The organism is Mucilaginibacter sp. KACC 22773 (assembly GCF_028736215.1).
Classification (GTDB): Bacteria; Bacteroidota; Bacteroidia; order Sphingobacteriales; family Sphingobacteriaceae; genus Mucilaginibacter.
Genome location: NZ_CP117883.1, coordinates 3,086,376 through 3,100,108 on the forward strand (window position 1 = coordinate 3,086,376; position 13,733 = coordinate 3,100,108).

A 13,733-nucleotide genomic window follows, 5' to 3' on the forward strand; every position below is an offset into this window, starting at 1 on the left:
TCAGATAATTTGATGTTGTATAAAGGTAACCGGGAAAACAACACCTGGCAAGTACGATTGAATGGAGGCCATCAACTCCCCGATATTTCCTTCGACATATTTATAGGACTCACCCACCTTTATCAAACTGAACGATTTTCCTTTTAATGCACCGGCCAGCACAGGCAACAGTTCCTGGTCAAAGAACCTGATGTTCCCTTTCTGGATCACTATTTGGATGTTTGTTGGCCGTGTAGCAAAAAAGGCGTCATAACGGCCAGCGCCATGGTTTGCTTTCGCGATAACCAGGTCGGCCTGCCTGCCGGCAGCAATTTCGCCGGTATTAATTGCCCATGTTTTTGCTGCAGTTTTATTGAGCGATTGGTATAGTTCCTCGTCGGTAAGCATCCCGATGCTACGGGCCATACTAACGTGGTCCCACATATTCCAGTTACCTGTAAGGGTGGAATCTGACCCGAAAAGAATATCAGCAAACGCTTTTAGTTTATGTATATCTGCCGTTTTGTTCAACAGGTAAAAGTTCGATTCGGGGCACCAAACAATGGCCTTAAAATAAGGGGCCTGTTCTTTGCTCATAGCTACAGCGTGAACGCCAACCAAAGCACGTCCTAATTTATTCCAGCTAATCAGTTCATCTATTTCGCGGGTGGCCAGTTCATCTGTCCCTTCACCCGTATGGATAACTACCGGTAGTTTGCGTTTTAATGGATTGTTGAGCCTAAACTTCCAAAATTTTTCGAGCGCTGCGGAGTGCAGGTCATGCGTTTCCTCAAATATGTTAATCAGGGCATTATCAACATGTACTTGTTGCCCGTGATTTACAACGGTAGTAACGCCGCACAGTAAATTTTTATAGATTCCCCAAAGTATACGCTGTTGTCGGGGGATATTGAGCACCGCTGCAATTTCGGCTTTAAACTCCTTGTGAATATGTGCTCCCCATTCAATATAGTTATTATAAATGTGATTGCCCAGTTGGGGGAAAAGGTCAAAATCAAGATGATCGTGCGAGTTAATCAGGCCGGGTAAAATGATGGAGTTTTCAAAATACAGCGATAGCTGATCATCGGCGTTTATCATCGATAAACTAACCTGATCAATCTTTTCGCCTTCAATTTTGATATCAACTGCCCGCCCGCCATCAGCCGGTTTTACATTCCTCAGTATCATTTACGCTCTTTTTAAATAAATGCCATAAATAACCGGGAAGCCAACGTATTTTTCGTAAACATGCAGGGCGTTGGCATCGGCGTAAAATTGTTTCATGGTTTCATCAATTTTTATTTCCTGCTGTGTTATCAGGTTAAAACCATCGTTTGATAGCGCTTGCTTTATGGTAAATATAGGATGTAAATAGTTACGCACAGCTATTAATGCATTACCATGTTTAAAGGTACGCTTACCGCCAAGTGCCAGCATATGCGGGTGAAAATCGGTGATGATGATTTCGCCACCCGGTTTAAGCAAACGGCACCAGGCATGCAGGGCTTCGTCTATATCTTCAATATGGGCAACGGTGAGTGTTGACACTATCATATCAAAAGAAGCATCCGGGATATCAGAAAATAAATTATCGGCAATTTTAAGGGTACTTGCCTTCGGATATTTTTCTTTTAATTTTTTTAACATTCCGGCCGATACATCAAAGCCTGTTAGCGTCGCCGGCTGTTTATTAAATATAGCGGGCCATTGCCTGCCGGTACCACAGCCTACATCAGCTATAAATTTGCCTTTCAGCTCCAATCCTTCCAACAGACCTTTAAAAAGTTTTTCGTCAAGGTGCAGCATTAAGTTGCCCGGCTGCATATCGTGGTCAGACGCCCACAGGTCGTAAGCCTCTACAACGCCTTTTTCGGTTACAGGGGGGGCTATTTTGCTTTTTATATAGTTTTTGGCGGTTGCCAGCATCGCACGCGTTTTTATAACAATAACGGGTACCGGGGCTTTAGGGTTGCCCCGCCCTTTTTATTTTGCCACAGGCAACCCCGGCGGTTTGGCTGTCGTAATATATGATGAATGGGTTAATTATCGATCTGGGTTGGCAGTGGTGGGAGTGAAGCCCATCGCTGCTGTTTAACTGCGAATGCTACATGAATAAGATATTACTTTATAGCCCTAAAAGCACCAATGCCAGGCGCCGCGTACCAAACTATATTTTAAACTTAGCCCAATAACAATTGAACGCTGAAAGAAACGATATTGCTATAAACCAGAGTCCGATAGCCAACGATGCATTTGAGGCCATGTATGTTGCTGTGCGCGATAAAGAAGGCAGGCTGTATAGCGATAAACAAGTAATGCGCCTGCCGGATGTTGATTCCGGCCACCGGTATTATAAAGAATGGAAAATGAGAAAGCATTCTGCCGGACAGCTAATCGCTTTCCTTAAAAAACAACGGGGCCCATTGGATATCCTGGAGGTTGGTTGCGGCAATGGCTGGCTTTCGGCTAAACTTGCTAACATCCCCAAAGCTAAAGTAACCGGGATAGACCCTAACAGGATAGAGATTGAGCAGGCCAATAGGGTTTTTAAAAAAAGGAACCTTAAATTTATCCATGCCCCGTTCAGCGGCACTGCGTTTAACGAAGGAATTAAATTTGACGTGATTATTTTTGCCGCATCCATCCAATACTTTCCATCGCTTAAGGAAGTTATGAATAATGCATTTGGTTTGCTGACCTCCACCGGGCGGGTACATGTACTCGATACCCATTTTTATCATTCGGGTGAAGTTGAAACCGCAGCCGAAAGGAGTATGGATTATTTTACATCAATAGGTTTTCCGGAAATGGCGCAGTATTATTTTCATCATCCTTTGAAACAGGTAATGCATCTTAAGCACAAGGTAATGTTTAATCCTACTGCGTTTTTTAATAAGATATTCAAAAAAAGTGTTTTTTACTGGATAAAAATAAAATCCTGACTAATGAACAGCCAAAGTGTATTACAAACTTTTAAGGGTAATGAAAATCAAAAGCAGCTTACCAAAGTAAAACTTGTTTGCTCGCTTAACCTGTCGCCATTAACCCGTCTATCTTAATTTTATGGACCAGCTAAATAATATATTGTTCACTCATTCCTACTTTTTACGGTTCGATCCCAAGCAATGGGCAATAGGGCAGCCGTACGCACCGCTGGGTACACTATATGCCGCATCCAATATGCGGATGCATGGTTATAACGTATCTTTTTTTGATAACATGTTTTCGTATACGGCGCATGATGTTGTGCCCGCCATAACGCAAAATAAACCCGGTTTTTTTGTGATTTATGACGATGGGTTCAACTATCTCACCAAAATGTGCCTCACCAATATGCGCGAGGCCGCGTTTAAAATGTGCAAGCTGGCCAAAAAGTATGGTTGCATCGTAATTGTCTCCAGTTCCGACTCGACAGACCGGTACAAAGAATATTTGAACGAAGGCGCCGATTTTGTAATCATAGGCGAGGCTGAACAAACACTGTTGGAACTTACCAACGCCATCAAAAGTGGTATTGAAGATATTGCACAAATACAGGGACTTGCTTATGTCAAAAATAACATCCCCTTTAAAACCATTGCAAGGCCGGTATTGAAAGATCTGGATACCTTGCCACTGCCCGCCTGGGATTTGGTTGATATTACCCCTTACCGCGAAAGCTGGCTTAAACATGCGGGATATTTCTCGATGAACGTTGGTACTACCCGTGGCTGCCCTTTCAAATGCAACTGGTGCGCTAAACCGATTTATGGAAACCGCTACAACTCCCGCAGTGCCGAAAATGTGATTGCCGAGCTTAAGCTTTTGAAAACCATGTTCAACATGGACCATATTTGGTTTTGCGACGACATTTTTGGATTGAAACCCGGTTGGGTAAAACAGTTTGCCCAACTGGTAAAAAAGGAGGGGCTGAAGTTCAGGTACAAACTCCAGTCGCGGGCAGATTTGTTGCTGGACGATGAAGATGTGGCCGCGCTGGCCGCATCCGGCTGCGAAAATGTATGGATAGGCGCCGAGAGCGGTTCGCAAAAGATACTGGACGCGATGGATAAAGGCACCAGTATTGAACAGATAGCGACAGCCACAAAACTGATGAAAAAGCATGGCATCAGGCCATCCTTCTTTATTCAGTTTGGCTACCCCGGCGAAACAAAAGATGATATCGCCCTTACTATCAATATGATCAATAACCTGTTGCCCCATGAAATCGGGATATCTGTATCGTACCCATTGCCAGGGACTTTATTTTATGAAAAAGTAAAAGCCGACCTGCGCCAAAAAACAAACTGGACAGACTCCGACGAGATGGCGCTGATGTTTAGCAACACGTTTAGCGCTGCGTATTATAAGCAGCTGCATCGCTACGTGCATCAAAATTACCATGCCCACCTGGCCAAAAACAGCCTGGTAAAACTCCTGAAAAATCCATTTAAACCCAGTTTAAAACGTATCAGGAAGGCCGCGTCGTTTATTTACCATGCCCCGGCAACTTTGATAGAAGGGTTTAAACTTCAAAAACTGGAAAACACCGTATGAGCCAAATCAGCTTTGTAAATAATGAAGCAAGCGCATCAGATGCCTTTAGCAGGCAATCTGCGGTATTTGACGAAATTTATTCGGGCAATACCATTATCAATTACAAAAGGGCAAGGGTAAGGGACCATGTACTTCAATATTTAAAACCGGAGGGCAGTATACTCGAATTGAACAGCGGGACAGGGGAGGATGCCATTTTTTTTGCCCAACAAGGGCATTATGTTCATGCTACAGATATATCAACAGGGATGCAACACGAGCTTCGGCAAAAAGCAATGCCCTATAAAAACCGTATAAGCACCGAAATTTGCTCATTTACCCAACTGGATCAATTAAAACAAAGAGGCCCGTATGATCATATATTTTCCAACTTTGGCGGCCTGAACTGTACCGGTGAGCTGGAAAAAGTTTTGTTATCATTCGATAGTCTTTTAAAACCCGGCGGTAAGGTAACGTTAGTTATCATATCGCCATTTTGCCTGTGGGAAACATTGCTTGTTTTTAAAGGACGGTTCAAAACCGCGTTCCGGCGATTTTTTAGCAGCAAAGGAAGATCTGCCCATATTGAAGGTGCTTACTTTAAGTGTTTTTATTATAATCCATCATTCATTATCAATACTTTACAAAAGTCATTTAAAGTATTAGGTATTGAAGGCCTGTGTACAATAGTGCCACCATCATACATAGAGGGTTTTGCCGAAAAGCACCCTAAAGCATATAAATTCCTGAGCAGCAAAGAAGACCGGCTAAAAAGCGCCTGGCCCTGGAAGTATATCGGCGATTACTTTATTATTTCGCTGGAGAAAAACAGCACACACGAATTTCACGAATTTACATCGGTTTAATGTTAACCTTGTTAAAATATAAGGCATTGGTTATTAAATAGTTATATCCTATCGTATTTAAAATGTGTTAAGTTATGTTAACCTACTTTAAATGCGTTGCCCCTGCCTGCACAATTAGGCCCTAAACCAGAGAATTAACTATTTACTTTAGAGTTCTTGTCTATAATATCCATTCGGATAGCCGGAGAACCTGCCATGTTATTCGTGAAATTCGAAAAAATACGTGTGAATTCGTGTCTCTAAATTGGTGTTTATCCTACCTTTGCGGCCATATAATACGCCCATGGTAAAAAAAATCCTTCCTGGTTTATTGTTTAGTATTCTTTGGGCAACCGGGTCTGTCGCTGTAAAATTCGGAATCCGCTCGGCAGATGCACTAATATTGGCCAGCATCCGGTTTATTGCCACCGGCTTCATATTCGGTCCTTTTTTTGGCCTGGTCAGGAATGAACGTTTCTGGCCGCTAAAAAGCGAATGGAAAAGCATCGTCATTTACGGCTTTTTATGCACCACTTTAACTTTAGGTTCGTTTTTTGCCGCCCAGCGATACGCATCGGCCGGTATCAGTATGTTGTTTATAGCGGTTGCGCCTTTACTAATCGCCCTTTTTTCGTCAATAATTGTTAAACGGAAACTTACCAGGTTCGAAATTATTGGGATGCTGATTGCATTTACCGGCCTGGTGCTGGCTTCTGCAGCGGCGCTGCCTAATGCCAGTATAAAACCACTGGGCATTATATTGCTGCTTATTTACATTTTTGCCTATGCATCAAGCAGCGTTTACTTCTCTACATTAACTATTAGCTTGCCTAATGTATCGTTCAATATCTGGCAGGTATTTGTCGGTGGCATAATTTTGCTGCCGTTTTGCCCATTGTTTGGGCAGCAGCATGTACACCACATTGACATCAATCTGTTTTTATCCCTTTTTTGGCTAATTGTGGTACTCTCATTTATCGCCAACCAATTGTGGCTATACCTTGTTGGCCAGGATGCCGTAACGGCCGGTACGTGGCTTTATCTTACGCCTGTATTTGGGTACGGGTTTGGTTACCTTTTACTTGGCGAACAAATCTCGGTTTACGCTATAGCGGGAACTATCTTGGTGGTAACCGGGCTTGTGGTATCTAAAATTAAAGCTGTACAGCAGGTTTCAGAATAAACTATCTTTTCAATGGGCTACACTATGCTGGTTTTCGGCAAGCAATTGTATTATTTTATTTTGAAAGCGCCTAATCAGGTTCGACTGAAAATTTCCCGGATCGGGTTTGGCACAATGTTTACCGGTAACTATGGCCAGTAATACGCCATGATCATTAAGCTTCTTTTGCCTGGTTTTCTCACTCCACCTGCGCGATGTTATATTCATAAAGCCATCATCCAGTAAATCGCCCAGCTTATTGTTAAGTAAAAATTCAGCCAGGCCTTTTAACCAATTATTTTTTAGCGACTTAGCGGTTGATACCCGCATAATATGATTAGGCAGGTATTTGCGCGTCCAAACGTTGGCTGCAAAAAAATCAGCAAAAGTAGTGTCGCCCTGGATGGGTATCAAGGTAACTACTTCTGTAGCGGTATATATATTTTTTTCGGCTATTTCAAGCGCTTGTTCATCTACATAATAGTTCATGCAAAAGCAATGTTGCTTATTTACCAGGAAGGTTAGCTTCTTAAAAAAATGCATCAGGGTACGCGCTACCCAAAGGCGGTTTGCCGCAGTAATTATAAACAGGTCGATATCCGATCGGTCGTCGGCATAATTTTTAGATAGCGAGCCCGAAATAGCGATACCCCGCACGTAAGGGAAATTAATAAGTAAGCTGCCAACCTTGCGTGCTGTATTAATCATTTCAATAGCCTTTTGGTTTCCTTTGTTACGGCGCTGCGCCAGGTATTGATCGTTTTTTAAACAGTAAAACTTATCAAAACGGTATACCATCCGGGTTTCTATCAGGCAGGTCATAACGTCGTCAAAAGTCTTGCGTTCATATTTTACCTGCAAAAACAAACATATCTCTTCGCGCGTAAGCGGGTAATTAAACACATCAAAGTAGGCCAGCGTAGTTAATATGTTCTTTTTAATTTCTGACACAGTATTGATGCTTGGTTGATTAAAAACGGACCTGATCTGCATATGTATAGTATTAAGTCGTAAGTTCTGCGTCTTGAGTTCTGAATCTTATCCCGCAGGTGCCGGGTTTGTAACTCAGGACTTTCGATTAAAAACTATCCGCCATTTCACAGGCGGTACAACATTAGTATGACGTAAGCGCTAAACTGTTGGTTGCCACTTCATCTAAATATTCCGGGCTTTTATTTTTGACGATTTCTTCAGGCTTCACTTCGCCGCCGGAAAACAACAGCAAGGCAAAAAACAAGCTGTAAAACATAACACCCTTATCGGCATCCAGCACATTTTCTGAAAGCGAAACAATGGTAATCAGCAGCATAAAGCTGATAAATACCACGTCCTTTTTTAGGATAGCGGTTTTAAAACCGTATGCCAGCGTTACCAAATAAACAAGCAGCCCCCAAATGCCCGATTTTACCACGAAGCTGAGGTATTGGTTGTGCGAATTCAAGTTGGCTAAAAATGAGTCGTACATTTTAGCCTTAAAAAATTCATCGTGTAACAGTTTCTGCTCAGAACCGGAGCCATGACCAATTAAAGGCTTCTGCTTAATAAGTTGGGCTACCACGTGCCAGCGGGCCAGGCGCGAGTCGGTACTCTCGCCGGGTTTAAATGCCGAAAAATCATCTGTCAAACTGGTTAAGTAGCGTTCTTTGAATGAGGACACATTTAAAATTGTTGCAAAAGCCAACGCCGATATTGCTGCGCCGGCCGTTATAAACTTCAGCCTGCTTTTACCCTTAAGCAGGCAATACGGGAGTACCAGGTTAATAATTATAAATAAAATCGCCAGAATTGATTTTGAACTTAGCTGGATAAGCCCGCATAACAATATGAAGCTGCAAATACTGCAAATTAATTTTACAGGCAATGTTAGCGGTTTAAACAATAGCGCTAACAGGTATACCAATGCTACCACCAACTGTAATGAAAAAAAAGTGGCATGTATATCAAGCGGCTCCGAGAAATTATGATTGGTAAATGCCGGCGAAAAAATGGTTTTAAGCGGCAGATGATAATATTTAATGGTGATAAGGGCATCAATATATAGGTAAATGATGGTTGCCGTACACACAATGGCAAAAGCAAATAAAAAATTAGCCCGATATTTTTTTAAGTCGAGGCCGTTTAATAAAAATACTGGCGGCAAAATCAGAATGGGTAAGCGCAATACCCATTCGTTAAACGCTTCGGAACGGTAAAGGGAGTAAACCGTGGCAATAAGCGTAACAAAAAAAACAGATTGCAGTACTACAGTTTTTAATGTGAGCATAATCCTTAGCTTTTCCTTTTGCAAATGGATAAACGTATGCACAATAAAACTAATGAGTATAATATGGCTGTAAAACCTGTCAAACGGCAGGCTTGCCATAAGTAACATGATGTGGTAATAACTTACCTTATTAGCGTTATTATCATTTATCAGCAATAATTGCTTCATAGTTTTTGTGTTTATAGCTTTCGATAATAAACTGCTCGTATTGGTCAATTACCCGCTCCCAATTAAACTGGTACTGAATTTTATGCAGGTTATTCATTACCATATTTTTTTCGGGCGCTTTACGCTGCACATTCTCTACCAGGTGGGTTACTTCGGTCGCATTTGAAAAATAAAAAGCATCCGTATTTAATACCGACTTATTAAAGGGGTTATTATGCGCCGCTATCAGAGCCTCGCTGGCCATCGCTTCTAACAAGGATGGATTGGTGCCTCCAACGCTATGCCCATGAAAATACAGGTAAGAGTTATTTTGCAACGAACGTACCTTGGGCGTATCAAAAATGGCGCCTTTAAATTGAATGCGTTGGTCGTTGGCAAATTTATTGGTGATGAACTTGCCAAAACGATTGCTGGTATCGCCCAAAACTTTAAACTTTTTGCCCGAATTACTCCTGTTAAAACCTTCCAGGATGGCTTCTATGTTATTTTCGGGTTCCATGCGTGCCATCAGCAAAAAATAATCCTCCTTTAGCGCTTCGCTTACATCATATTGCTCGCGCTCAAAATCGGTAAAAATATCTGCACCATAGGGGATGTATTTACTGTTGATGTTATACTTATCCTTCAGATACGACTTTATCACTCTTGAATCGGCAACATAATAGTCGCTGTGTTTAACTGCCAGCTTTTCGGCATATTTTAAAAACTGCTGTACTGGTTTGGAGTATTTAGTCCGTTTCCACTCCATGCCGTCCATGTTGGTAATAATGGTGCTGCTTTTAGGATAAAGCTGCCCCCAAACCGAACTGCTGGTATAGCCCATAAGCATTACCACATCAAAATTTCGTTTGCGTGCATCTAACAGGCAGTTCATATCATAAACAAATTGCCCTGCGGTACCAACCATGTACTCAGGATCATAACAATGCCTTATTTCGACACCGTTCCAGCTATCCTGCTGATATGGATGATTGTGTGAGTTATAAACCGTTACCGAGTGGCCGCGCTTTACAAGGCCGGCCGATACATATTCCGAAATATGTTCAAACCCACCGTAGTAATTTGGTACACCCCTAATCCCTAATATGGCTATGCGTAGTTTCATGTTATAATACAGATTGATATGCTTTTAAAGTTTCAGTAGCAGCCTGTTTCCAGGTATATTTTTGTAAAATCTTATCGCGTAAATTTTCGTTAACGGGGGCCCGGCTGGCTTTTTCAATGGCAGCCAAAATGCTTTTAGGCATTGCCGGATCGCAATAAAATGCATCGTCGGCAAAATATTCCCTTACATCGCCTTTGTCGCTGATAACCAGGCTACAGCCCATTAAGGCGGCTTCTATCGAACTAAGGCCGGTGGTTTCAAACCAACTTGGTAATACATGTACTTTGGCCTGTGCATAGTACTTTACCAGTTCATATTGCGGTATCTGCTCAATGAAGGTGATGTTATCTGCCGCTGTTTTGCGGCATTCCTGGTAATAAGCTGCCTGGTTGGGAGAATGGGTTCCGATAAGCAGCAAACGGTAAGGCGTGTTATTTAATGCTTTTATCAGGTTCAGCTGGTTTTTAATGCCTTCTATCCTGGCAACACAAAGCACCAGTTTATCATCTTTTGTTACCGAGGCATCGTATTTAAACAAATGCTGATCGGTGCCGTTCGGTACCACCATGTGCCTTACTTCGCCCGGGTAATTGTTTAATACCCGGTGATACTCCGAGCGGGAGTTGGGCAATATCATAGCCGCCCGGCTTAAAATATCCAATATACTTTTGCGCTGTCCCTTCCAGGTATAAGCCAAACTGGCCAGTTTATCGCGGCCGAGCAGGTAACGGGCTATGGTTTTAACATATTCCACACCATCTGCCGGCAAATACTTGAAAATTCTGCCCAAACCTTTACGATGCTGCTGATCATACTCGCTGTAATTACACAGTATGGTTGATATGACGAATGGCTTTTCGGCCTTATGGCTATGGTATAAAATATCGGCAGGACGGCTAAGGTTAAAAAAATGCAGCAGATCGTAATTGTTGTAATTAATGTGCTCGTTTGCCAGTTTTATATCGGTGGTAATGCCCATAAAAGTAAGATGGCGCGCGGTTTGCACCACCTGCACGGTATCGCCGCCGGGCACGGTATACAAGGTTGACCGGGTGATGAATGCTACTTTCATATCGCAGCACCTCCTGATACTAATTTATGCAGCCAAATAATTACTCGTTCCGGAAGGTAGCTAACAGTATACAGCAGGTAGTTATCTAACCTTAAGGGCGAGATGCTGATAGCCCTGGCCACATGAACGCGGGCCTTTTGTGGCTGAAAGTTATTAAGCAGTAGTTTTTTACCGCAAAGCGCATAATAAGAGCCTTGTTTTATTTTGGCCGAATATTGTTTTTCGCCTATTTCTGCCAGTAAACTGCCTTCCCGTTTACTTATAGCGCGGTTTTTAAGCGTAGCATATTTGATGTCCCTGAACTTGCGGGGCCTCCATTTTTCATCAATGGTGATTGATTCGGGGTTTAGCCTTACTTTAATTAAGGGTAGGGCAAGGTTGCAGGCCTTTTGATCTTTTAAAATATTAACCCATAAAAAATGATCTTCAAAGCTATAGGCATGCTCATTATAGCCACCCTTGCTAATTACCATATCTTTTTTGTAAAAAACACAGGAGTGAATGAAAGGGCAAACCGAATATTTTAACTGCTGAATCTCGTCGTTATCAAAAGCCGGGGGCTTATGGGTAAACAAAAAGTGCCCCTCCATGTCAATATAGTCAGCAGCCGATCCAATTACGCTGTACTCTGGATTAGCTACCATAAAATCATACTGCAGTTGCAGACGTTCGGGGTAGCAAATATCATCGGCATCAAAGCGCGCTATATATGGCGCACGGGCATACTTCAGTCCGTTGTTAAGCGCACCGGCAATACCTTTGTTATCCTGGTAAATTACTACAATGCGCGGGTCGTCAAATGAACGGACAACGTCGATCGTATTGTCTGTCGATCCGTCATTTATTATAAGTAATTCAAAATCCGCAAAAGTTTGTTCCAGTACCGATGTTATGGCATCGCCAATATATTTACCGGCGTTGTAGGCAGGCATCAATACCGTTATTTGTGGGATGCTAAAGTTCATGTGCCAACAGTTTAGGGGATTTGGTTTCTTTGATGTTTAGCAACAGCAACAGTTCGAAAAATACGATAACCGAAAGCTGTTCAAACCAGTACTCGATAAAAAATGCTGCCAGCATTAACAGCAAAAGGGGCAGGCCATAAGTTAAAGCTTTATAATGCCTGGCAAAAAAGCCAAGGTAGTAAACGGCAAATACGAGTAAGCCAATAATGCCATATTCGGCTAATAACTGGTCATAAACCGAAAACGGACTATTGGTTAACGAATGAAAGCCCGCCCTTTTGCTGAAATAATTGAGATACAAGTCGAGATGATTTACCATAAAATCATGCCCGATGTAGGTGAATTTATGCGGATAGCCTCCGGCAAATCCCAGGCCGGTAGCCCTAAAAGCCAGCTTCGACGAAAAATTGCCCATACCAGCGCCGGTTATTATTTTATTAATATGGTGACGCAAAAAATTGGTTGTTTGTAAAAAGCCAATCAGCTTGCCGGGCCTATCCAGCCTGGGCACTACAATTTCCTGCCCGGCAACTGGCAACGCCGTCTTGTGTGCATCAATAAACTGCACCAGTTGTTTTTGCTCGGGAGGGGTTTGGGTACTGCTTTGATAAGGCGCCGAATTAATATCGGGCCCCTTAATGGCTATCCGGCCGCCTTCGGTTTCGTAGGGCTTGTCCTGTGGCTTTATAATCTCTGTTCTTTTGGGATGGGCTGCCTTATAAACGCTATCCCTGAAAATGATGGCCTGTTTTTGCCTGTGTTCATCAAAGCTTAATACACTATCCGGTCTCGCTTCCACAGGTACATTTGCCCACACCGGGGGGGTGGGCGGGCTTGGATCTTTATGCAGCAGGATCGAAATTGCGTTAGTTGTATATTGATTATTTTGAGGCGAGATTTTCGCCATAAAAACGCCTAAAAAAACCAGGCAAACTACAATCAGGCTTTTTTGATAACGATCTGTTTTGAAAATAAATAACATTAAAAAAACGAGAACTATAACAATATTGATAAAATTGCTGCCCGTAAACAATAAGGTAGCCATACACACAAAAAGCATGGGGGCGTTTTTGCGCGTTAAAAAGTAGATTACGCCAAAAGCATTTAGCATGGCGTTGGTTGTGGAGGTATCAAAAGTTACACCCCTTATATAATCGCCGGTGTTTAAAAAATACTTTTGCAGCTGACCCTGGTAGGTATAAGGGTTAATGGCATGGGTCTCTAAAAATATGGCAGCCAGGTTGCCGGCCGAGAATAATGCATTGATAATAAAAAAAACCAGAATGGTTTGATGTATTACCGCGGGTTGGTTTTGCTCAACAGCCAGCTTTACCTGGTGAATGGCAAGGATGCATAATATCCAAAACCCTATACCAGCCGATAACATAATGTTATAATTAAGTTGCGTATAATTTTTGCCTATAAACCAGTTAATAACCGCTATAGCTATTACTAATGGATAAAACAGGGGCAACCGGGAGTTTTTGAAACTAAAACCGAATTTGAAATTAAATTGAAGGAGTGTGAACAGGATGATAACCGGGATCTTGATGCCGATTTTTACGTTCAAAAATAAAAGCAAAAAGGCCAGTAGCTTCCAATCCACCTTTTGCTTTAATTTATCAATGTAAAAAACTGCTTTGTTAACCAACATTA

12 protein-coding genes are annotated in these 13,733 nt (G+C 42.3%); 4 read left to right on the forward strand and 8 right to left on the reverse strand.

Annotated features, from left to right (window positions below):
- Both PQ469_RS12965 and PQ469_RS12970 read right to left on the reverse strand, forming a co-directional pair.
- Positions 1-1,170 carry an amidohydrolase family protein gene (locus PQ469_RS12965; RefSeq protein ID WP_274213334.1) on the reverse strand — a complete coding sequence of 390 codons (1,170 nt, stop codon included), beginning with the start codon at positions 1,168-1,170 and terminating at the stop codon, positions 1-3.
- Complete coding sequence (locus tag PQ469_RS12970) at positions 1,171-1,908, reverse strand: class I SAM-dependent methyltransferase (RefSeq protein WP_274213335.1); 738 nt, start codon at positions 1,906-1,908, stop codon at positions 1,171-1,173.
- A gap of 269 nt (positions 1,909-2,177) precedes the next feature.
- Between PQ469_RS12970 and PQ469_RS12975 the strand changes: the two genes are divergently transcribed.
- The 4 genes from PQ469_RS12975 to PQ469_RS12990 all read left to right on the forward strand — a co-directional run bounded on the left by PQ469_RS12975 (position 2,178) and on the right by PQ469_RS12990 (position 6,525).
- Entirely contained in the window at positions 2,178-2,924 is a 747-nt protein-coding gene (locus PQ469_RS12975; protein WP_274213336.1) for a class I SAM-dependent methyltransferase, read from the forward strand.
- A 121-nt stretch (positions 2,925-3,045) separates the two neighbouring features.
- Positions 3,046-4,518, forward strand: a complete 1,473-nt coding sequence (locus PQ469_RS12980; RefSeq protein ID WP_274213337.1) for a B12-binding domain-containing radical SAM protein — start codon at positions 3,046-3,048, stop codon at positions 4,516-4,518.
- The gene (locus PQ469_RS12985) at positions 4,515-5,363 is read left to right on the forward strand and encodes a class I SAM-dependent methyltransferase (RefSeq protein ID WP_274213338.1); all 849 of its coding nucleotides are present in this window, start codon (positions 4,515-4,517) and stop codon (positions 5,361-5,363) included. The genes PQ469_RS12980 and PQ469_RS12985 overlap by 4 nt, the downstream gene beginning before the upstream one ends.
- 283 nt (positions 5,364-5,646) lie before the next feature.
- Positions 5,647-6,525, forward strand: coding sequence for a DMT family transporter (locus PQ469_RS12990; protein WP_274213339.1), 879 nt, complete (start codon positions 5,647-5,649; stop codon positions 6,523-6,525).
- A 9-nt stretch (positions 6,526-6,534) separates the two neighbouring features.
- On the opposite strand, the gene PQ469_RS12995 is transcribed toward PQ469_RS12990, so the two are convergent.
- The 6 genes from PQ469_RS12995 to PQ469_RS13020 form a co-directional block, all read right to left on the reverse strand.
- The gene (locus PQ469_RS12995) at positions 6,535-7,497 is read right to left on the reverse strand and encodes a hypothetical protein (RefSeq protein ID WP_274213340.1); all 963 of its coding nucleotides are present in this window, start codon (positions 7,495-7,497) and stop codon (positions 6,535-6,537) included.
- Positions 7,498-7,618: 121 nt separating this feature from the next.
- Entirely contained in the window at positions 7,619-8,935 is a 1,317-nt protein-coding gene (locus PQ469_RS13000) for an O-antigen ligase family protein (RefSeq protein ID WP_274213341.1), read from the reverse strand.
- Positions 8,910-10,040, reverse strand: coding sequence for a DUF1972 domain-containing protein (locus PQ469_RS13005; protein ID WP_274213342.1), 1,131 nt, complete (start codon positions 10,038-10,040; stop codon positions 8,910-8,912). Before PQ469_RS13005 ends, PQ469_RS13000 begins: the two co-directional genes overlap by 26 nt.
- 1 nt (position 10,041) lies before the next feature.
- A complete protein-coding gene (locus tag PQ469_RS13010; RefSeq protein WP_274213343.1) occupies positions 10,042-11,112 on the reverse strand; it encodes a glycosyltransferase family 4 protein in 1,071 nt (356 codons plus the stop codon).
- Positions 11,109-12,077 carry a glycosyltransferase family 2 protein gene (locus tag PQ469_RS13015; protein WP_274213344.1) on the reverse strand — a complete coding sequence of 323 codons (969 nt, stop codon included), beginning with the start codon at positions 12,075-12,077 and terminating at the stop codon, positions 11,109-11,111. The genes PQ469_RS13010 and PQ469_RS13015 overlap by 4 nt, the downstream gene beginning before the upstream one ends.
- A complete protein-coding gene (locus PQ469_RS13020) occupies positions 12,067-13,731 on the reverse strand; it encodes a hypothetical protein (protein ID WP_274213345.1) in 1,665 nt (554 codons plus the stop codon). The genes PQ469_RS13015 and PQ469_RS13020 overlap by 11 nt, the downstream gene beginning before the upstream one ends.
- Positions 13,732-13,733: the final 2 nt, after the last annotated feature.

Excerpts from the sequence above, each read along its gene's own strand:
- PQ469_RS13015 (WP_274213344.1), bottom strand. The coding sequence starts at position 12,077 with ATGAACTTTAGCATCCCACAAATAACGGTATTGATGCCTGCCTACAAC.
- PQ469_RS12980 (WP_274213337.1), top strand. The coding sequence starts at position 3,046 with ATGGACCAGCTAAATAATATATTGTTCACTCATTCCTACTTTTTACGG.
- PQ469_RS13005 (WP_274213342.1), bottom strand. The coding sequence starts at position 10,040 with ATGAAACTACGCATAGCCATATTAGGGATTAGGGGTGTACCAAATTAC.
- PQ469_RS12985 (WP_274213338.1), top strand. The coding sequence starts at position 4,515 with ATGAGCCAAATCAGCTTTGTAAATAATGAAGCAAGCGCATCAGATGCC.
- PQ469_RS12995 (WP_274213340.1), bottom strand. The coding sequence starts at position 7,497 with ATGCAGATCAGGTCCGTTTTTAATCAACCAAGCATCAATACTGTGTCA.
- PQ469_RS12965 (WP_274213334.1), bottom strand. The coding sequence starts at position 1,170 with ATGATACTGAGGAATGTAAAACCGGCTGATGGCGGGCGGGCAGTTGAT.
- PQ469_RS12970 (WP_274213335.1), bottom strand. The coding sequence starts at position 1,908 with ATGCTGGCAACCGCCAAAAACTATATAAAAAGCAAAATAGCCCCCCCT.
- PQ469_RS12990 (WP_274213339.1), top strand. The coding sequence starts at position 5,647 with ATGGTAAAAAAAATCCTTCCTGGTTTATTGTTTAGTATTCTTTGGGCA.
- PQ469_RS13000 (WP_274213341.1), bottom strand. The coding sequence starts at position 8,935 with ATGAAGCAATTATTGCTGATAAATGATAATAACGCTAATAAGGTAAGT.
- PQ469_RS13020 (WP_274213345.1), bottom strand. The coding sequence starts at position 13,731 with ATGTTGGTTAACAAAGCAGTTTTTTACATTGATAAATTAAAGCAAAAG.
- PQ469_RS13010 (WP_274213343.1), bottom strand. The coding sequence starts at position 11,112 with ATGAAAGTAGCATTCATCACCCGGTCAACCTTGTATACCGTGCCCGGC.